This is a genomic window from Streptomyces panaciradicis (assembly GCF_023516615.1).
GTDB lineage: Bacteria > Actinomycetota > Actinomycetes > Streptomycetales > Streptomycetaceae > Streptomyces > Streptomyces panaciradicis.
Map to the genome: position 1 here is coordinate 90786 of NZ_JAMGBF010000003.1, position 19010 is coordinate 109795.

Consider the following 19010-nt stretch of genomic DNA (forward strand, 5'->3'; position numbering starts at 1 on the left):
CGGCTACGGGTGTGCGGGCACCGTCGTCAGCAGCGGCTTCGGCGACGTCTTTCCGGTCGGGGTCCCCATCGCGGTGATCGTGAGGATCAGCGCGAACGCGACGGCGAGACCGGTCGCGGCGGCGATCAGGGCGCGCATGCCTGCCTCCCGACGGACTGGAGAGGAACGTGAACTGATACATCGTCAGGTCCGGCACCGTAGCAACGGGCGGGCGAGATGAGAACAGGTCGCGCACGACTACGGCGCCCCTCCGAAGAGGGACGCCGTGGTCGTGGTCGAGGACGGGGTGGTGGCCTCGCCTACGAGCTCGCGCTCGCCGACGGGCTGGGCGACGGGCTCGCCGAGGTGTCGGCCGCCGCCACGGTCAGCTGGACGTCGAGCGTGGCGCCGCCCGCGGTGGTGATGCGCAGGACGAAGGTGCCCGTGGTGTCGTCCGCGTACATCTTCGGCAGCTGGAGCTTGCCGTCGGCGTCCGTCGCCAGACCCGTGAGGGTGCGGACGGTCTTGCCGTCCGCGTCCTTGAAGTAGGGGCCCTTGTCGTTCTCGGTGGCGTCGTCCTTGGACTTGATCAGCGTGGCGGTGACCGCCACCTTGTCCGCGACGGCGCTCTTGTAGGTGGCCTTCACCGCGACCTGGTCGGCGAACTCGCCGCCCGGTGTGCAGGTCAGCGGCGTGTCGCCGGTGCGGGTGAGCGTGTCGGCGACGCGCTCGGTGACGGTGGCCTTGTAGTCCAGGCCGGCGACCGTACGGCCGACGACCGTCGCGCGGACGGTGAAGTCGCCGGTCTTCTCGCCGGCCCGCAGCGCGGGTGCCACGGCCACGCCGGAGCTGTTGGTGGCGACCATGGCCACGCTCTCGCCGCCGGCGAAGGTGGCGTCGGTGTCGCCGACGATCGTGAAGCGGACCCTGACCTTGGCGACGGCCTTGCCCGCCTTGGTGACGGCCTTGGTGCTGATCTTCTTGGTGAACTCGTCGCCCGCCATCGCGGTGAGCTGCGCGGTGCCCGCGTCCGCCAGGTGGTCCACCGTGTCGGTGGGCGTGGCGGGCGGGGACGGCGGGGTGGAGGGGCTCGGGCTGCCGCCGCCGTTGCCGCCCGGCGTCGGGCTGGGGCTCGTCCCCGGCTTGGAGGGCTTGGCGGGCTTGGTGGTCGGCGGCTTGGGCTTCGACGGCTTGGAGGTGGTCTTGTGGCCGCCGCTGTCGCTGCGGTTCGACGGAACCGTGCCCGTTCCGTCCGGGATGGAATGAGTGCCCTTGCGGTAGTACTCCAGCCACGACAGGACGGTGTTCAGGTAGTCCTGCGAGTGGTTGTAGCTGAGGATCGCGCTGTTGAGATCCGTCTGGTCCGACAGGTCCCAGTCGCCGCGGCACAGGTAGTGGGCGGCGGCGAGGGCTGCGTCGTAGACGTTGTTGGGGTCCTTCTTGCCGTCGCCGTTGCCGTCGCGGCCCGCCCAGGCCCAGGTGGACGGGATGAACTGCATGGGGCCGACGGCCTGGTCGTAGGAGCTGTTGCCGTCGTACTTGCCGCCGTCGGTGTCCTTGATGAGCGCGAAGCCGTTGCCGTCGAGCTGCGGGCCGAGGATCGGGGAGAGCGTGGTGCCGTCCGCGCTGACGCGACCGCCGCGGGCTTGTCCGGACTCGACCTTGCCGATGGCGGCGAGGAGTTGCCACGGCAGGTTGCAGCCCGGCTTGGCCTCCCGCATGGCCGTCTCCGCCTTCTTGTAGGCGTCGAGGACGGTCGCGGGGATGCCCGCCTCACCACTGCCCTGCACCACGGGGGTGCCGGACGCGGACGGCGAGGGGCTGGGGTTGGGGCTGTTGAGCGGCGGCAGGTCCGTGTAGTACGGCGAGTCGCCGGTCGCCGAACCCGCCTCGGCGGTCGCGTCGGGTGACGGGGTGGCGTCCGAGGCGGTCTGTCTGCCGTGGCCGTCGACCGTGACTCCGGGCGCCTGCGACGCGGACAGGGCCGCGACCGCCAGCGCCGCCACGGCGGCGGTCGCCGCCCCCTTGGCCATCCTCCTGCCGAACTGCGCCGCCATAAGGTGAACCCCTCCCGTGGACGCCCGAGCGCCCTTCTCTGTCTGCCTGCTCGCCTTGATGTGACGATCGACCCACGGGGCTGGTTGCCCTTGTGGGGCGATTGCGTCTTCTTTTCTTCGTCTGCTGGGCGCTGGTCTTCTGTGCTTCTGTTGTGTTTTACGGTTTTTCGTTCTCCGGGCGGTCCGCTGCCCGGTGCTGCGACCCAGGCGACCCTACGACAACTTGCTTGCCGTGGGCACCCGTTCGTGCCCGCCATTCACCAGTTGGCCATCTACGGCCGGTGCCAGACCGGCCGACGTCCCTTCCGAGGAGCTCTGTTGCCGTTCACCCTGAGCCATGCGGCGGCCGTACTGCCCGCCGTCCGCGGCGACGGAACGGGGCGGGGGCGGCTGGTTCCGGCAGTGCTCGTGGCCGGATCCTTCTCCCCCGACATGACCTACTTCGCGGCGAGCGCCGTGCCCGGAGCGATGGAGTTCGGCTCCTTCACCCATTCCTTTCCGGGTGTTTTCACGGTCGACGTGATCGTGGCCTGGGTGCTGGTCGGACTGTGGCTGCTGGTGCGGGAGCCACTTGTGGCGTTGCTTCCGCGGGCCTGGCAGGCGCGGCCGGCCGCGCTGTCCCACTGCGGGGCGGCGCGCTCGCCGGTGGGGGCGCGGGTGGCGGCGCGGTGGTACGCGTCCGCTGTCCTGGGGGCGCTGACGCATGTGGTGTGGGACGCGTTCACGCATGCCGACCGGTGGGGCATGCGGTGGTTTCCCACGCTGGGCACGCGGATCGCGGGGTCGCCTCTGTACTGGTACCTGCAGTACGGCGGGTCGGCGGTGGCGGCCGTCGTGATCGGGATGTGGGTGGCCTGGGCCCTGCGGCGGGTGGAGGTGGCCGCGGGTTCCTCGGTGCCCGTGCTGAGCGGGCGGGATCGGTGGTGGGCCGCCGTCCTGATCGGGGGGTGTGCCGTCGTCGCCGGGGTGCGGCGGGCGACCGTGTGGTGGGGGGCATGGGGGGCACGGGCCCGGCCCTGGGAGCTGATTCCCACGCTGTGCTTCGGCGTGGGGGCCGGGCTGGTGCTGGGGGTACTGCTGTACGCGATCGGCGTGCGGGTGTGGCGTCCGGTGCGGGGCGGGGACGGGGGCGGCCGGGAGCCGGTCAGCGTGGGGCGGAGCGGCGCCGGAGGCGGTCGGTGAGGTGGGCCGCGGTGCGGTGCAAGGTCGTGGCGAGATCCGTCGCCAGGTCCGTGGGGATGCGGGCGGTGCTTGCGTCGGCCGCGAAGACCGGGACCGGCGTGGACGGCTCGGCGGGCGCCGGTTCGGCATGTGCCCGCGCTGTCGCCGTGCGGCGGTTGAGCATGCGTATACCCATGCCCGCATCCTGACGGCGGGGGTGACGGAGGGCGTGTTCGCGGGGGCCACGCGGGTGACGGGCGGGGATGCGCCGGCATGCGGGTCCGGGGGGCCGGACAGTGGGGGCGGGGCGGCCGGGAGCCGGAGCCGGGTGGTGGGGCCGGGTGGTGGGGCGGGGCCCAGGGCCGGTGGGTGGGTCGGGGTCGTGGGGTGCGGTGAGCCCGCCGCCGACGGGGCGCCTGCCTGCTGAGAAGTGGAACGTGTGCAGGACGCGTACGCGGCGGGCTGCGCCGCACCCCCACGACCCGCTCCCGTGCGTGTGCGGGTGCGTACGCACCAACGCCGGCTCGGTGGCCCCCGCCCGCGTGAGGGGGCGGGGGTGGGTCCGCTGTCAGTGCGCTGCCGACTCCCAGTCCGGGCCGTCGCCCACCGAGACGCCCAGGGGGACCCTGAGGTGGACCGCGTCGGACATTTCGCGGCGGACCAGTTCCTCGACGCGGGTGCGCTCGCCGGGGGCGATCTCCAGGACGACTTCGTCGTGGACCTGCAGGAGCATCCGGGACTTGAGGTCGGCCTCGCGCAGGGCGCCGTCCACGCGGAGCATGGCGATCTTGACGATGTCGGCCGCCGTGCCCTGGATGGGGGCGTTCAGGGCCATGCGCTCGGCCGCCTCGCGGCGCTGGCGGTTGTCGCTGTTGAGGTCGGGCAGGTAGCGGCGGCGGCCGAACAGGGTGGCCGTGTAGCCGGTGGCCCGCGCCTCGTCGACCACGCGGCGCAGGTAGTCCCGGACGCCGCCGAAGCGCTCGAAGTAGGCGTCCATCAGGGCCCGGGCCTCGCCGGCCTCGATGTTCAGCTGCTGGGAGAGACCGAAGGCGGACAGGCCGTAGGCGAGGCCGTACGACATCGCCTTGATCTTGCGGCGCATCTCCGCGTCGACCGCGGTCTGCTCGACCGCGAAGACCTGGGAGGCGGCCGTGGTGTGCAGGTCCTCGCCCGAGGTGAAGGCCTCGATGAGGCCCGCGTCCTCGGAGAGGTGGGCCATCACGCGCAGTTCGATCTGGCTGTAGTCGGCCGTCATGAGGGACTCGAAGCCCTCGCCGACGACGAAGCCCCGGCGGATGGCGCGGCCCTCGTCCGTGCGGACCGGGATGTTCTGCAGGTTCGGGTCGGTGGAGGAGAGGCGGCCGGTGGCGGCGACCGTCTGGTTGAAGGTGGTGTGGATGCGGCCGTCGGCCGCGATGGTCTTGATCAGGCCCTCGACCGTGACGCGGAGCTTGGCCTGCTCGCGGTGGCGGAGCATGATCACCGGCAGTTCGTTGTCCGTCTGGGTGGCGAGCCAGGCCAGGGCGTCCGCGTCGGTGGTGTAGCCGGTCTTCGTCTTCTTGGTCTTGGGCAGGGCCAGTTCACCGAAGAGGACTTCCTGGAGCTGCTTGGGCGAGCCCAGATTGAACTCGTGGCCGGCCGCCGCGTGCGCCTCCTTCACGGCCTGCTGGACGGCGCCCGCGAACATCTGCTCCATCGCCTCGAGGTGGGCGCGGTCGGCCGCGATGCCGTGCCGCTCCATGCGGGCCAGGAGCGCGGAGGTGGGCAGCTCCATGTCCCGGAGGAGGTCGGCCGCGCCCACCTCCTGCAGCCGGCCGGTGAAGGCCTCGCCGAGGTCCAGGACGGCGCGGGCCTGGATCATCAGGGCCTCCGCCTCGGCGCCGTCGTCCGCGCCGAAGGCCAGCTGGCCGTCGGCGGCCGCGGCCGGGGCCAGCTCGCGGCCCAGGTACTCCAGGGACAGCGCGTCGAGGTCGAAGGAGCGGCGGCCCGGCTTGACCAGGTAGGCGGCGAGCGCGGTGTCCATGGAGACGCCGGCGACGCTCCAGCCGTGCTCGGCGAACACGCGCATGGCGCCCTTGACGTTGTGGAGGACCTTGGGCTTCGCCTCGTCGGCCAGCCAGGCGACCCATGCCCTCTCGTCGGCCTCGTCGAGCTGGGACGGGTCGAACCAGGCGGCCGGGCCGTCGGCCGTGGCGAGGGCGACCTCGGCGACCGAGCCGGTGCCCAGCGCCCAGGTGTCGACGGTGGCCACGCCGAGGGGTGCGTCCGCATGCCCGGCGAGCCAGGGGGCGAGCTCGCCGGTGCCGAGGACCGTGCCGTCCAGCTCCACGCCGTCGGCGATCACCGGGGTCTCCTCGGCCTGGGCGGCGCCCGGGTCGACGGCCAGCAGCCGCTCGCGCAGGGAGGGGTTCCTGATCTCCAGGGTGTCCAGGACCATCGCGAGGGCCTTGCGGTCGTACGGGGCCCGCTCCAGGTCGGTGACCGCCTTGGGCAGCTCCACCGTGCGCACCATCTCGGTCAGGCGGCGGTTGAGCTTGACGGCCTCCAGGTGGTCGCGGAGGTTCTGCCCGGCCTTGCCCTTGACCTCGTCGACGCGCTCGACCAGGTCGGCGAAGGAGCCGAACTGGTTGATCCACTTCGCGGCCGTCTTCTCGCCGACGCCGGGGATGCCCGGCAGGTTGTCGGACGGGTCGCCGCGCAGGGCCGCGAAGTCCGGGTACTGCGCCGGCGTCAGGCCGTACTTCTCGAAGACCTTCTCCGGGGTGAACCGGGTCAGCTCCGAGACGCCCTTCGTCGGGTACAGCACGGTGGTGTGCTCGCTGACCAGCTGGAAGGAGTCGCGGTCGCCGGTGACGATGAGCACCTCGAAGCCCTCGGCCTCGGCCTGGGTGGCGAGGGTGGCGATGACGTCGTCCGCCTCGAAGCCGTCGACGGCGAAGCGCGAGACGTGCATCGTGTCCAGCAGCTCGCCGATGAGCTCGACCTGGCCCCTGAACTCGTCCGGCGTCTTGGAGCGGTTCGCCTTGTACTCGGTGAACTCCTCGGAGCGCCAGGTCTTGCGGGAGACGTCGAAGGCCACCGCGAAGTGCGTGGGCTCCTCGTCACGCAGGGTGTTGGCCAGCATCGACGCGAAGCCGTAGATCGCGTTCGTCGGCTGGCCCGTCGCCGTCGTGAAGTTCTCCGCGGGCAGCGCGAAGAACGCGCGGTACGCCAGCGAGTGCCCGTCCATGAGCATGAGGCGGGGCCGCTTGCCGCCGGGGGTCGTCTCGGTCTTCTTCGATGCTGTCTCTGCCACGGACCCGATCCTGCCACGTGCCACTGACAGTCGGCCGCCATCGGGGGCCGCGGCACCTTCGGCGGCGCTGTCGGCGGCGCGTGCGAGGATCGAAGGCGTACCCACATGTGCAGGTGAAGGAGATGGCGCCATGGCCACCAAGCCGCCCAAGAGCGATCCGGTTCAGGACGCGCCGCAGGTCGCCGAACCCCAGCACGCGGCGGCGGGTCTTCCGGCCATCGGGCACACCCTGCGCGTCGCGCAGCGGCAGATGGGCGTGCGGCGCACGATGCTGACGCTGCTGAACGTCAACCAGAAGGACGGCTTCGACTGCCCGGGCTGCGCGTGGCCGGAGCCGGAGCACCGGCACACGGCGGAGTTCTGCGAGAACGGCGCGAAGGCGGTGGCCGAGGAGGCCACCCTGCGCCGGGTCACGCCGGAGTTCTTCGCCGCGCACACCGTGGCCGACCTGGCGGGCAGGAGCGGGTACTGGCTGGGCCAGCAGGGGCGGCTGACGCATCCCGTGTACCTGCCCGAGGGCGGGGACCGCTACGAGCCGGTGAGCTGGGAGCGGGCGTTCGACATCGTCGCCGAGGAGATCGCCGCGCTCGGCTCCCCGGACGAGGCCGTCTTCTACACCTCGGGGCGCACCAGCAACGAAGCGGCGTTCCTCTACCAGCTGTTCGCGCGCGAGCTCGGCACCAACAACCTGCCGGACTGCTCGAACATGTGCCACGAGTCGTCCGGGTCGGCGCTGTCGGAGACGATCGGCATCGGCAAGGGCAGCGTCCTGCTGGAGGACCTGTACAAGGCGGACCTGATCATCGTGGCCGGGCAGAACCCGGGCACGAACCATCCGCGCATGCTCACCGCGCTGGAGAAGGCCAAGGCGGGCGGCGCCCGGATCATCACCGTCAACCCGCTGCCCGAGGCCGGTCTGGAGCGGTTCAAGAACCCGCAGACGCCGCAGGGCGTGCTCAAGGGGGCGGCGCTCACCGATCTGTTCCTGCAGATCCGCATCGGCGGCGACCAGGCCCTGTTCCGGCTCCTGAACAAGCTGATCCTCGAGACCGAGGGCGCGGTCGACGAGGAGTTCGTGCGCGAACACACCCACGGCTACGAGGAGTTCGCGGCGGCGGCCGGGGCCGCCGACTGGGACGAGACGCTCGCCGCGACCGGTCTCGCGCGCGAGGAGATCGAGCGGGCGCTGGCCATGGTGCTCGCCTCGAAGCGCACCATCGTGTGCTGGGCGATGGGGCTGACCCAGCACAAGCACTCCGTGCCGACCATCCGCGAGGTGGTCAACTTCCTGCTGCTGCGCGGCAACATCGGCCGTGCCGGCGCGGGCGTGTGCCCGGTGCGCGGTCACTCGAACGTGCAGGGCGACCGCACCATGGGCATCTTCGAGCGCCCCGCGCCCGCCTTTCTGGACGCCCTGGAGAAGGAGTTCGGCTTCGCGCCGCCGCGGGAGCACGGCTTCGACGTCGTCGAGGCGATCCGGGCGCTGCGCGACGGCCGGGCGAAGGTGTTCTTCGCCATGGGCGGCAACTTCGTCTCCGCCTCCCCCGACACGGAGGTCACGGAGGCCGCCATGCGGCGCGCCCGTCTCACGGTGCACGTGTCCACCAAGCTGAACCGTTCGCACGTGGTCACGGGCGCGCGTGCGCTGATCCTGCCGACCCTCGGCCGTACCGAGCGTGATCTGCAGGGCGGCGGCGAGCAGTTCGTGACCGTCGAGGACTCCATGGGCATGGTGCACGCCTCCCGCGGGCGCCTGGAGCCGGCGAGCCGGCATCTGCTGTCCGAGCCCGCCATCGTGTGCCGTCTGGCCCGCCGTGTCCTGGGCGGGGGCAGCACGGTGCCGTGGGAGGAGTTCGAGAAGGACTACGCCACCGTCCGCGACCGCATCGCGCGCGTGGTCCCCGGCTTCCAGGACTTCAACGCGCGCGTGGCGCGTCCCGGCGGGTTCGCGCTCCCGCACGCCCCGCGCGACGAGCGCCGTTTCCCCACGAAGACCGGGAAGGCTAACTTCACGGCGGCTCCCGTGGAGTACCCGGAGCTGCCCGAGGGCCGGCTGCTGCTGCAGACGCTGCGCTCCCACGACCAGTACAACACCACGATCTACGGCCTCGACGACCGCTACCGCGGCATCCGCAACGGCCGCCGGGTGGTCCTGGTCAACCCGGAGGACGCGCGGCGGCTGGGTGTCGCCGACGGCGCGTACGTCGATCTCGTGGGCGAGTGGCGGGACGGGGTGGAGCGACGGGCGCCGGGCTTCCGGGTGGTGCACTACCCGACGGCGCGGGGGTGTGCGGCCGCCTACTACCCGGAGACCAACGTCCTGGTCCCCCTGGATCACACCGCCGACACCAGCAACACCCCGGCCAGCAAGTCCGTCATCGTGCGTCTGGAACAATCGTCGACCGACTGAGCGTTTGCTCAGCAGGTTGCACGGCTGATCACGGACGAACGGAGCACGGCCCATGGGCGAGCAGCAGCACGTGAGGTTCCCGCAGGAGGTCATCGACGAGTACGCCGCCCTCGGCGTGGACCTGCCGGCCCTGTTCTCCGCGGGACACCTCGGGACGCGCATGGGCGTGCAGATCGTGGAGGCCTCGGCGGACCGCGTCGTCGGGACGATGCCGGTGGAGGGCAACACCCAGCCGTACGGGCTGCTGCACGGCGGCGCCTCCGCCGTGCTCGCCGAGACCCTCGGTTCCGTCGGCTCCATGCTGCACGGCGGCAGCTCCAAGATCGCGGTCGGCGTCGACCTGAACTGCACGCACCACCGGGGCGTGCGTTCCGGGCTGGTGACCGGGGTGGCGACGCCCGTGCACCAGGGGCGCTCGACGGCGACGTACGAGATCGTGATCAGCGACGAGGAGGGGCGGCGGGTGTGCACCGCGCGGCTGACCTGCCTGCTGCGGGACCTGCGGCAGGGCGACGGGGTGCCGTCGGGCACCGCGGGCTGACGGCGGCTCACCTCTGGTCCGACGCGGCGATCAGGCCATAGCGTCGTGCCATGAGAACGGGAGGAGCCACCCGGCCGGGGTTCGCGCTCGGCTGCGGGGTGGCGCTGGTGCTGGTGACGGGCGGCCTGTGCGCGGGGTGCGGGGACTCGGGCTCGGCGGGCCGCGCGTCCGCCGGACGTTCGGCCTCGCCCACGCCGGCCGCGACGACCACCTCGCCCGAGGACCTGTGCACCCGCGTCGTCGCGCACTGGTCCCGCGAGGTGCTCGACAGCCAGACCTACGGCGACTACCAGACGATGGGCCTGTCCAACGGGCAGTACGACATCCTGCGCGAGGTCGTCGACGCCGCCCGGGCGGAGAAGAAGAAGCACGGCGCCCGCGCGGCCGACGAGCTGATCGGCCACGAGGCGCGCGCCGGCTGCCGCGACTGGTACCGCACCGGCGGGCCGAGCAACGGGCCCTGGTCATGAGCGGCGTCGGCCCCGTCGAGCCGGGCGAGGGCACCCGGGCCAGGGACCTCGCCGAGGACGGCTCGCCCCCGCTCCCCCGCCCCCGCGGCCGGTTCGGGCAGTGGTACGACCGGCACCGCCGCGGCGCCCTCGCCGCGGCCGCGGCGACCGTGCTGCTCGCGGCCGGCGGCTCGGTGTACCTGACCCGGCCGCACGCGCCCGCGCCGGCGCCCCCGCCGGCGGCGCCGTACCCCTCCCAGGTCACGGACGTCACCTACGTCGAACCGGTGGCCACCCCGAAGGGCGTGCGCCCCCGGAGCTTCAGCTTCGCCGTCGCTCTGAGTGTCGAGTCCGGTCCGCCGGTCACGGTGCGTTCGATCAGCCAGCCCTACCCGGGGATCTCACTGACCTCGGAACCGCTTGCCCCCTTCACCGCACGGGCGGGCGGGGCCCGGAACGTCGTGATCACCATGCACGTCACGGATTGCCGGAAAGCACCGGAAAGCGCAGGACTGCCTTTCCTGGACGTAACTCTGCGTAATACGCGCGCAATAGAAGCCCACAGTTACATCCTCGGACAGCGCTATGCGCGGAACCTCTCCACCGCCCTGCAAGGCATCTGCAAGCATCGTTCCAGGTAATTACCAAAAGCTCCGATGCACATGACAGATCCGTGCGAGTCCTGCAGGTTCTCAGAATGCGGACGGTGCGAATCGGCCTGAATTCTGCTGTACTGCCCACAGAGCACCGCTCTGCATTACCTCGTGTCATAACGAAGGCGTCACAGCCTCCCCCAGACCCTCCTCCCAGGTTCCCCCACCCGCTTAGAGTCACGGCCAGTCACCGTGCAGCCGAAAAAGCACTTCGGCACGGCGCAGCGACTCGGCCACTTCCACGGGGAAGGGCCGTGCCAGGGAAAGGACTGATCGTGCGTCAACGTTCGCTCATCGCCATCACCGCCGCGCTGGCGGCGGGAGCACTCACCCTCACCGCCTGCGGCTCGCGCGACAGCGGCGACAAGAGCAGCTCCGGCAGCGGCGGCACCACCGTCACCATCGGAGTCGACGCCCCGCTGACCGGCGACCTGTCCGCGCTGGGCCTGGGTATCAAGAACTCCGCGGACCTCGCCGTCAAGACGGCCAACAAGGACAAGACCGTCAGCGGCGTCACCTTCAAGCTCGTCGCCAAGGACGACCAGGCGCAGGCCTCCTCCGGCCAGCAGAACGCCTCGGCCTTCGTCGCCGACAAGAGCGTCCTGGGCGTCGTCGGCCCGCTGAACTCCTCCGTGGCGCAGTCCATGCAGAAGGTGTTCGACGCCGCCAAACTGGTGGAGGTCTCCCCGGCCAACACCAGCCCGGACCTGACCCAGGGCACGAACTGGCAGACCAAGAAGGTCCGCCCGTACAAGTCGTACTTCCGTACCGCGACCACGGACGCCATCCAGGGCCCGTTCGCCGCCGAGTACATCTACAACACGGCCAAGAAGAAGAAGGTCTTCGTCATCGACGACAAGAAGACCTACGGCGCCGGCCTCGCCGCGACCTTCACGCAGGAGTTCAAGAAGCTCGGCGGTACGGTCGTCGGCACCCAGCACATCAACCCCGACACCAAGGACTTCTCCTCGGTCGCCACCCAGGTGAAGAACTCCGGCGCCGAGGCCGTGTACTACGGCGGTGAGTACCCGCAGGCCGGTCCGCTCAGCAAGCAGATCAAGGCGGCCGGTGCCAACATCCCGCTGGCCGGCGGCGACGGCATCTTCGACCCGACCTTCATCAAGCTGGCCGGGGCCAAGAGCACCGGCGACCTGGCCACCTCGGTCGGCGCGCCGGTCGAGAGCCTGCCCTCCGCGAAGAAGTTCGTCGAGGACTACAAGGCCGGCGGCTACTCGGAGGAGTACGGCGCCTACGGCGGCTACTCCTACGACTCGACCTGGGCGATCATCCAGGCCGTGAAGTCGGTCGTCGACGCCAACAACGGCAAGCTGCCCTCGGACGCCCGCGCCAAGGTCACCGCCGCCATGCAGAACGTCTCCTTCGACGGAGTGACCGGCAAGGTCTCCTTCGACGAGTTCGGTGACGCCACCAACAAGCAGCTCACCGTCTACGCCGTGAAGAACGGTGCCTGGGCGGCCGTCAAGTCCGGTACCTTCACCGGCTGACCCCACTCCCGCACCACTCACGAGCCGCGCGGGGCGCTGTTCCACTGGCGCCCCGCGCGTTCTCGCATCCGGCTCCATCCGTCGAAATCATCCGAATAGTCTCGGAGGACATGCGGTGAACGAACTGCCGCAGCAGCTGGTCAACGGCCTGCTACTGGGATCCATGTACGGGCTGGTCGCCATCGGCTACACGATGGTCTATGGCATCGTCCAGCTCATCAACTTCGCCCACGGCGAGATCTTCATGACCGGAGCGTTCGGCGCTCTGACGGTCTACCTGTACGTCCTGCCGGACGGCACCTCGATGGCGGTCGCCCTGCCATTGATGATCGTCGGCGCCATCGTCGTGGCCGTCGCGGTCGCCGTGGGGGCGGAACGGTTCGCCTACCGTCCCCTGCGCAACGCCCCCCGTCTCGCCCCGCTCATCACCGCCATCGGCCTCTCGCTCGCCCTGCAGCAGGCGGTCTGGGCCTGGTACCCCGACGCGAAGTCCTCCGTGACGTTCCCGCAGATCGACGGCGGGCCGTTCCACATCGGCAACGTCACCATCCAGACCGGCGACATCTTCCTGCTGGTCGCCGCGCCCGTCAGCATGGCCGTCCTCGCCTACTTCGTCATGAAGACCCGCACCGGACGCGGTATGCAGGCCACCGCCCAGGACCCCGACACCGCCAAGCTCATGGGTGTCAACACCGACCGCATCATCGTCATCGCCTTCGCCCTCGGCGCCACCTTCGCCGCCATCGGCGGCGTCGCGTACGGCCTGAAGTACGGCGAGATCAACTTCCGCATGGGCTTCATCCTGGGCCTGAAGGCGTTCACCGCGGCCGTGCTCGGCGGCATCGGCAACATCTACGGAGCCATGATCGGCGGTGTCGTCCTCGGTATCGCCGAGACCCTGGCCTCCGCCTACATCTCCAACATCCCGGGCATGGAAAAGTTCGGCAGCCAGTCCTGGGCCGACGTCTGGGCGTTCGTACTCCTCATCCTCGTGCTCCTCTTCAGGCCACAGGGTCTGCTCGGCGAGCGCGTCGCGGACAGGGCGTGACACCGATGACCACACAGACCACCGCGCCCGAGACCCCGGGCACCCCCGCCGCTCCCGCCCCGGCCGGCCTCATCGGCATCCCGCCGCACGTCGGCCGCGCACTCGCCGTCGGCGGCGGCGCACTGACCATCATCTCCACCTTCATGTCGTGGACCTGGACGTCCGCCTTCCCCGGCGACCTCACGGTCTACGGCTACCCGGGCGGCCTGCAGGTCCTCGTCCTCATCGGCGGCGTGCTGACCACCCTCTTCGCGCTGGCCGGCTACGGCGTCAAGGGCCTGAAGTACGTCGTCCCCTCCGGCGGTGACGCGGCGCTGAAGTTCGCCGCCCTGGCCGCCTTCGCCACCGCCTGGTACACGGTCATCGCGATCAGCGTCGAGCTCGGCGGCGTCGTCAACCTCGACCCGGGCGGCTACATCGTGGCGATCGCCACGCTGGCGGCCTTCGTCGGCGCCCTGGCGCTGCCGTTCGAGCACCCCGCGCCCGATCCGATCGACCCCGACGACAGCGCGTGGGAGCAGTTCAAGAACCGGTCCTCGCACAAGTGGGAGACCGTCAAGACCGCCTTCTCCGCGCGTCCCCCGCGGCCCGTCGGCAAGCTCCCGACCTACGTCGAGATCCTGGTCATCGCCGTCGTCATGGCGCTCGGCCTGCTCGTCTTCACGTACGGCATCGGCACCCAGTACGACGAGCTGTTCGTCGGCTTCCTGATCACGGCCGGCTTCGGCTTCGCCGCCCTGAACAAGTCCGGTCTCGTCGCCCAGGCCACCGAGATCACCTCGCGGCACCAGACGATCACCGTCTGGGGCGCCTTCATCGCGGCGGCCCTGTTCCCCTTCACACAGACCGACGACCAGTACGCGACCATCGGCGTCTACATCCTGATCTTCGCCACCGTCGCCCTGGGCCTGAACATCGTCGTCGGCCTGGCCGGCCTCCTCGACCTCGGTTACGTCGCCTTCCTCGGCGTCGGCGCCTACGCCGCGGCCCTGGTCTCCGGCTCCCCCAGCTCGCCGTTCGGGGTGCACTTCCCCTTCTGGGCGGCCGTCCTCGTCGGCGCCGCGGCCTCGCTCACCTTCGGCGTCCTCATCGGCGCGCCGACCCTGCGACTGCGCGGCGACTACCTGGCCATCGTCACCCTCGGCTTCGGTGAGATCTTCCGGATCACCGCCAACAACCTGGACGGCACCTCCGGTCCCGACCTCACCAACGGCTCCAACGGCATCTCCTCGATCCCGGACCTGAACATCCTCGGCTGGGACCTCGGCGCCACGCACGACATCCTCGGCTTCGCCATCGGCCGGTTCGCCAACTACTTCCTGCTGATGCTGCTCATCACGGCCGTCGTCGTCCTCGTCTTCCGGCGCAGCAGCGACTCCCGTATCGGGCGCGCCTGGGTCGCCATCCGCGAGGACGAGACCGCCGCGCTCGCCATGGGCATCAACGGCTTCCGGGTGAAGCTGATCGCGTTCGCCGTCGGCGCCTCCCTCGCGGGTCTCGCCGGTACGGTGCAGGCGCACGTGACCTACACCGTCACCCCCGAGCAGTACCAGTTCGCCGGGCCCATCCCGCCGAACTCCGCCTTCCTGCTCGCCGCGGTCGTCCTCGGCGGCATGGGCACCATCGGCGGTCCGCTGATCGGCGCCTCCCTGCTCTACCTGATCCCGAACAAGCTCCAGTTCCTCGGCGACTACCAGCTGTTCGCCTTCGGTGTCGCGCTCATCCTGCTGATGCGCTTCCGCCCGGAGGGCCTCGTCGCCAACCGGCGCCGCCAGCTGGAGTTCCACGAAGAGGCCGAAGCGCCCACAGTCCTCAGCAAGACAGGGGCCTGACCACACATGACCACCGACACCACCACCCAGGGCACCACCCCGGGCGCCACCGCCCCCGGCCAGGTCGTCCTCGACGCCCGCGGCGTGACGATGCGCTTCGGCGGTCTGACCGCCGTGCGCAATGTCGACCTGACCGTCAACAGCGGCGAGATCGTCGGCCTCATCGGCCCCAACGGCGCCGGCAAGACGACCTTCTTCAACTGCCTGACCGGCCTCTACATCCCCACCGAGGGCGAGGTCCGCTACAAGGACGCGGTCCTGCCTCCGAAGTCCTTCAAGGTCACCGCGGCCGGTATCGCGCGCACCTTCCAGAACATCCGTCTGTTCGCCAACATGACGGTCCTGGAGAACGTGCTCGTCGGCCGCCACACCCGGACGAAGGAGGGCTTCTGGTCCGCCGTCCTGCGCCTGCCCGGCTTCCACCGGGCGGAGAACGCCTCGCGGGACCGGGCCATGGAGCTGCTGGAGTTCGTCGGCCTCGCGAGCAAGGCCGACCACCTCGCCCGCAACCTCCCCTACGGCGAGCAGCGCAAGCTGGAGATCGCGCGCGCCCTCGCGAGCGAGCCGGGCCTGCTCCTGCTCGACGAGCCGACCGCCGGCATGAACCCGCAGGAGACGCGGGCCACGGAGGAACTCGTCTTCGCCATCCGTGACATGGGCATCGCCGTCCTCGTCATCGAGCACGACATGCGGTTCATCTTCAACCTCTGCGACCGCGTCGCCGTGCTCGTGCAGGGCGAGAAGCTCGTCGAGGGCGACAGCGCCACCGTGCAGGGCGACGAGCGGGTGATCGCCGCCTACCTCGGCGAGCCCTTCGACGGCTCGCCCGGCGACGACGAGGCCGCCGAGGTCGACGCCGCCGAAGTCCACGCCGACGCCCCGAGGGACGCCGCGCCCGGCAAGGAGAACGACCGATGACCGCACTCCTGGAGGTCGAGGACCTCCGCGTCGCCTACGGCAAGATCGAGGCCGTGAAGGGCATCTCCTTCAAGGTCGAGGCGGGCGAGGTCGTCACCCTGATCGGCACCAACGGCGCCGGCAAGACCACCACGCTGCGCACCCTGTCCGGGCTGCTGAAGCCGGTGGGCGGCCAGATCAGGTTCGACGGCAAGTCGCTGAAGAAGACCCCCGCCCACCAGATCGTCTCCCTCGGCCTCGCGCACTCCCCCGAGGGGCGGCACATCTTCCCGCGCATGACGATCGAGGACAACCTGCGTCTCGGCGCGTTCCTGCGCAGCGACCGGGCGGGCATCGAGAAGGACATCCAGCGCGCCTACGACCTCTTCCCGATCCTGGGAGAGCGCCGCAAGCAGGCCGCGGGCACCCTCTCCGGCGGTGAGCAGCAGATGCTCGCCATGGGCAGGGCCCTGATGTCCCAGCCGAAGCTGCTGATGCTCGACGAGCCCTCCATGGGTCTGTCGCCGATCATGATGCAGAAGATCATGGCGACGATCGCCGAGCTGAAGTCCCAGGGCACGACCATCCTGCTGGTCGAGCAGAACGCCCAGGCGGCGCTCTCGCTCGCCGACCACGGTCATGTCATGGAGGTCGGCAGCATCGTTCTGTCCGGCACCGGTCAGAACCTGCTGCACGACGAGTCGGTCCGCAAGGCCTACCTCGGCGAGGACTGAGTCCTCGGGCGGTACGACGAGGCCCGCGCCCCCGGTGCTCCGGGGACGCGGGCCTCACCGCTGTCGTACGAGGGGTCAGGCCTTGCCGGCCTTCTTCTCGTCGGCGTCCTGGATGACGGCCTCGGCGACCTGCTGCATGGACATCCGGCGGTCCATGGAGGTCTTCTGGATCCACCGGAACGCGGCCGGCTCGGTCAGGCCGTACTCGGTCTGCAGGATCGACTTCGCGCGGTCGACGAGCTTGCGGGTCTCCAGGCGCTGGGTGAGGTCGGCGACCTCCTTCTCCAGCTCCTTCAGCTCGGTGAACCGGGACACGGCCATCTCGATCGCCGGGACGACGTCGCTCTTGCTGAAGGGCTTGACGAGGTAGGCCATGGCGCCGGCGTCCCGGGCCCGCTCGACCAGGTCCCGCTGCGAGAAGGCCGTGAGCATCAGGACCGGGGCGATCCGCTCCTCGGCGATCTTCTCGGCGGCGGAGATGCCGTCGAGCTTGGGCATCTTCACGTCGAGGATGACGAGGTCGGGCTGGTGCTCGCGGGCGAGCTCGATGGCCTGCTCGCCGTCGCCGGCCTCGCCGACGACGCTGTAACCCTCTTCCTCCAGCATCTCTTTGAGGTCGAGCCGGATGAGGGCCTCGTCCTCGGCGATGACGACACGGGTCGTCAGCGGAGGCACGTGCGACTTGTCGTCGTCGGGCGCGTCTACGGGCTGGGGCGACTCGGGGGAGGTCACGGGGGCTCCTTGTTCAGGGCAGGGGTACTGCTGACAAGAGCGTACCCAGCTGCGGTAAGGTGGGGGCACGGCGGGTGACCGCCGACCTTTGTTTCACAGGGAGCCCCGGTAGCCCAGCGGTAGAGGCAATGGTCTCAAACACCATCCAGCGTCGGTTCGAATCCGACCCGGGGTACTTTTCCTTCTCTTCCAAGGTCGCCTTTTCGGCGGCTTTTCACTTGGGCCGGTCGTCCTCTCCGATGTGGTGAACCCGCACCATGTTCGTCGCGCCCGGAATTCCGGGCGGTGAACCCGCGGTGATGACCACGATGTCGCCCTTTTCGCAGCGGCCGTATTTCAGCAGAAGTTCGTCCACCTGGTGGACCATGGCGTCCGTGGAGTCCGCGTGGGGACCGAGGAAGGTCTCCGCTCCCCAGGTCAGGCTGAGCTGGGAGCGGGTGGCCGGTTCCGGGGTGAAGGCCAGCAGCGGGATCGGCGAGCGGTAGCGGGACAGCCGGCGGGCGGTGTCGCCGGACTGGGTGAAGGCGACCAGGAACCGGGCGCCCAGGAAGTCCCCCATCTCGGCGGCCGCGCGGGCCACCGCGCCGCCCTGGGTGCGGGGCTTGTTGCTCTCGGTCAGCGGCGACAGCCCCTTGGCGAGGACGTCCTCCTCCGCGGCCTCGACGATCCGCGCCATCGTCCGGACCGTCTCGACGGCGTACTTGCCGACACTGGTCTCGCCGGAGAGCATCACCGCGTCCGTGCCGTCGATGATCGCGTTGGCGACGTCCGAGGCCTCCGCACGCGTCGGGCGGGAGTTGTCGATCATCGAGTCCAGCATCTGCGTCGCCACGATCACCGGCTTGGCGTTGCGCCGGGCGAGTGCGACGGCCCGCTTCTGGACCATGGGGACCTGCTCCAGGGGCATCTCGACACCCAGGTCGCCGCGCGCGACCATGACCCCGTCGAAGGCGGCGACGATGTCGTCGATGGCGTCCACGGCCTGCGGTTTCTCCACCTTGGCGATGACGGGCAGGCGGCGCCCCTCCTCGTCCATGATGCGGTGCACGTCCTCGACGTCCCGGCCGCTGCGGACGAAGGACAGCGCGACGACGTCGGCGCCGGTGCGCAGCGCCCAGCGCAGGTCCTCCTCGTCCTTCTCGGACAGGGCGGGCACGGAGACGGCGACGCCGGGGAGGTTGAGGCCCTTGTGGTCGGAGACCATCCCGCCCTCGACGACCCTGGTGCGCACCCGGGGGCCGTCGACGGCGGTCACCTCCAGGCAGACCTTGCCGTCGTCGACGAGGATGCGCTCCCCGGCCGTGACGTCGGCGGCGAGGCCGGCGTAGGTGGTCCCGCAGGAGTGGCGGTCGCCCTCGGCGCCCTCCTCCACGGTGATGGTGAAGGTGTCGCCGCGTTCAAGGAGTACGGGACCCTCGGCGAAACGGCCGAGCCGGATCTTCGGGCCCTGAAGGTCGGCGAGGATGCCGACGCTGCGGCCGGTCTCGTCGGCGGCCTTGCGGACGCGCCGGTAGCGCTCCTCGTGCTCGGCGTGCGTGCCGTGGCTGAGGTTGAGTCGGGCGACATCCATTCCCGCTTCGACCAGGGCCTTGATCTGGTCGTACGAGTCGGTCGCGGGTCCCAGAGTGCAGACGATCTTTGCTCGGCGCATGATTCGACCCTAGGGCTTACCGGCGGGTAGGGAATTGGTCGTGAATGACTACTCAACAACCTCTGA

The 19010-nt window shown here is 70.5% G+C and carries 16 protein-coding genes and 1 tRNA gene; 11 read left to right on the forward strand and 6 right to left on the reverse strand.

Translation table 11 applies throughout. The features are described from left to right. Nucleotides 1-3 precede the first annotated feature (3 nt). Together M8J74_RS01750 and M8J74_RS01755 are read right to left on the reverse strand one after the other, a co-directional pair. Nucleotides 4-138 (reverse strand): SPW_0924 family protein, encoded by a 135-nt coding sequence (locus M8J74_RS01750; RefSeq protein WP_249834692.1) that lies wholly within the window; start codon nt 136-138, stop codon nt 4-6. Nucleotides 139-299: 161 nt separating this feature from the next. Continuing rightward, a complete protein-coding gene (locus M8J74_RS01755) occupies nt 300-2036 on the reverse strand; it encodes a lytic transglycosylase domain-containing protein (protein WP_249834693.1) in 1737 nt (578 codons plus the stop codon). A gap of 318 nt (nt 2037-2354) precedes the next feature. On the opposite strand from M8J74_RS01755, the gene M8J74_RS01760 reads away from it, so the two are divergent. Next, nucleotides 2355-3218 carry a DUF4184 family protein gene (locus tag M8J74_RS01760; protein WP_249834694.1) on the forward strand — a complete coding sequence of 288 codons (864 nt, stop codon included), beginning with the start codon at nt 2355-2357 and terminating at the stop codon, nt 3216-3218. On the opposite strand, the gene M8J74_RS01765 is transcribed toward M8J74_RS01760, so the two are convergent. Together M8J74_RS01765 and polA are read right to left on the reverse strand one after the other, a co-directional pair. Next, nucleotides 3181-3393 carry a hypothetical protein gene (locus tag M8J74_RS01765; RefSeq protein ID WP_249834695.1) on the reverse strand — a complete coding sequence of 71 codons (213 nt, stop codon included), beginning with the start codon at nt 3391-3393 and terminating at the stop codon, nt 3181-3183. The two genes, M8J74_RS01760 and M8J74_RS01765, sit on opposite strands and share 38 nt — an antisense overlap. 372 nt (nt 3394-3765) lie before the next feature. Continuing rightward, entirely contained in the window at nt 3766-6492 is a 2727-nt protein-coding gene (gene polA, locus M8J74_RS01770; protein ID WP_249834696.1) for a DNA polymerase I, read from the reverse strand. A gap of 130 nt (nt 6493-6622) precedes the next feature. On the opposite strand from polA, the gene M8J74_RS01775 reads away from it, so the two are divergent. The 9 genes from M8J74_RS01775 (at nt 6623) to M8J74_RS01815 (ending at nt 16561) form a co-directional block, all read left to right on the forward strand. Further along, on the forward strand, nt 6623-8902 hold the full coding sequence (locus M8J74_RS01775) for an FdhF/YdeP family oxidoreductase (RefSeq protein ID WP_249834697.1): 2280 nt from the start codon (nt 6623-6625) through the stop codon (nt 8900-8902). Nucleotides 8903-8954: 52 nt separating this feature from the next. Next, nucleotides 8955-9443: a PaaI family thioesterase gene (locus M8J74_RS01780; protein ID WP_058925934.1), complete on the forward strand. Its 489-nt coding sequence runs from the start codon at nt 8955-8957 to the stop codon at nt 9441-9443. Between the two features lie 50 nt (nt 9444-9493). Then, nucleotides 9494-9913 (forward strand): hypothetical protein, encoded by a 420-nt coding sequence (locus tag M8J74_RS01785; RefSeq protein WP_249834698.1) that lies wholly within the window; start codon nt 9494-9496, stop codon nt 9911-9913. Then, nucleotides 9910-10533 (forward strand): Tat pathway signal sequence domain protein, encoded by a 624-nt coding sequence (locus M8J74_RS01790; RefSeq protein WP_249834699.1) that lies wholly within the window; start codon nt 9910-9912, stop codon nt 10531-10533. The genes M8J74_RS01785 and M8J74_RS01790 overlap by 4 nt, the downstream gene beginning before the upstream one ends. A gap of 287 nt (nt 10534-10820) precedes the next feature. Continuing rightward, entirely contained in the window at nt 10821-12050 is a 1230-nt protein-coding gene (locus M8J74_RS01795) for a branched-chain amino acid ABC transporter substrate-binding protein (RefSeq protein WP_249834700.1), read from the forward strand. Nucleotides 12051-12165: 115 nt separating this feature from the next. Further along, on the forward strand, nt 12166-13098 hold the full coding sequence (locus M8J74_RS01800) for a branched-chain amino acid ABC transporter permease (RefSeq protein ID WP_058925930.1): 933 nt from the start codon (nt 12166-12168) through the stop codon (nt 13096-13098). 5 nt (nt 13099-13103) lie between these two features. Next, entirely contained in the window at nt 13104-14930 is a 1827-nt protein-coding gene (locus tag M8J74_RS01805; protein WP_249834701.1) for a branched-chain amino acid ABC transporter permease, read from the forward strand. 6 nt (nt 14931-14936) lie between these two features. Next, on the forward strand, nt 14937-15848 hold the full coding sequence (locus tag M8J74_RS01810; protein WP_058925928.1) for an ABC transporter ATP-binding protein: 912 nt from the start codon (nt 14937-14939) through the stop codon (nt 15846-15848). Then, complete coding sequence (locus M8J74_RS01815; protein WP_058925927.1) at nt 15845-16561, forward strand: ABC transporter ATP-binding protein; 717 nt, start codon at nt 15845-15847, stop codon at nt 16559-16561. Before M8J74_RS01810 ends, M8J74_RS01815 begins: the two co-directional genes overlap by 4 nt. A gap of 75 nt (nt 16562-16636) precedes the next feature. On the opposite strand, the gene M8J74_RS01820 is transcribed toward M8J74_RS01815, so the two are convergent. Next, the gene (locus tag M8J74_RS01820) at nt 16637-17293 is read right to left on the reverse strand and encodes an ANTAR domain-containing response regulator (RefSeq protein WP_249834702.1); all 657 of its coding nucleotides are present in this window, start codon (nt 17291-17293) and stop codon (nt 16637-16639) included. A 102-nt stretch (nt 17294-17395) separates the two neighbouring features. Between M8J74_RS01820 and M8J74_RS01825 the strand changes: the two genes are divergently transcribed. Next, nucleotides 17396-17468 (forward strand) — tRNA-Leu (locus tag M8J74_RS01825). Nucleotides 17469-17507: 39 nt separating this feature from the next. Here the strand turns inward: M8J74_RS01825 and pyk are convergent. Beyond that, nucleotides 17508-18944, reverse strand: a complete 1437-nt coding sequence (gene pyk / locus M8J74_RS01830; protein ID WP_249834703.1) for a pyruvate kinase — start codon at nt 18942-18944, stop codon at nt 17508-17510. Between the last annotated feature and the right edge of the window lie 66 nt (nt 18945-19010).

Bases quoted from the DNA above. Each gene is read 5' to 3' on its own strand.
- M8J74_RS01790 (WP_249834699.1), top strand. From the start codon at position 9,910: ATGAGCGGCGTCGGCCCCGTCGAGCCGGGCGAGGGCACCCGGGCCAGG.
- M8J74_RS01810 (WP_058925928.1), top strand. From the start codon at position 14,937: ATGACCACCGACACCACCACCCAGGGCACCACCCCGGGCGCCACCGCC.
- M8J74_RS01780 (WP_058925934.1), top strand. From the start codon at position 8,955: ATGGGCGAGCAGCAGCACGTGAGGTTCCCGCAGGAGGTCATCGACGAG.
- M8J74_RS01775 (WP_249834697.1), top strand. From the start codon at position 6,623: ATGGCCACCAAGCCGCCCAAGAGCGATCCGGTTCAGGACGCGCCGCAG.
- pyk (WP_249834703.1), bottom strand. From the start codon at position 18,944: ATGCGCCGAGCAAAGATCGTCTGCACTCTGGGACCCGCGACCGACTCG.
- M8J74_RS01765 (WP_249834695.1), bottom strand. From the start codon at position 3,393: ATGGGTATACGCATGCTCAACCGCCGCACGGCGACAGCGCGGGCACAT.
- M8J74_RS01750 (WP_249834692.1), bottom strand. From the start codon at position 138: ATGCGCGCCCTGATCGCCGCCGCGACCGGTCTCGCCGTCGCGTTCGCG.
- M8J74_RS01805 (WP_249834701.1), top strand. From the start codon at position 13,104: ATGACCACACAGACCACCGCGCCCGAGACCCCGGGCACCCCCGCCGCT.
- M8J74_RS01755 (WP_249834693.1), bottom strand. From the start codon at position 2,036: ATGGCGGCGCAGTTCGGCAGGAGGATGGCCAAGGGGGCGGCGACCGCC.
- M8J74_RS01815 (WP_058925927.1), top strand. From the start codon at position 15,845: ATGACCGCACTCCTGGAGGTCGAGGACCTCCGCGTCGCCTACGGCAAG.
- M8J74_RS01785 (WP_249834698.1), top strand. From the start codon at position 9,494: ATGAGAACGGGAGGAGCCACCCGGCCGGGGTTCGCGCTCGGCTGCGGG.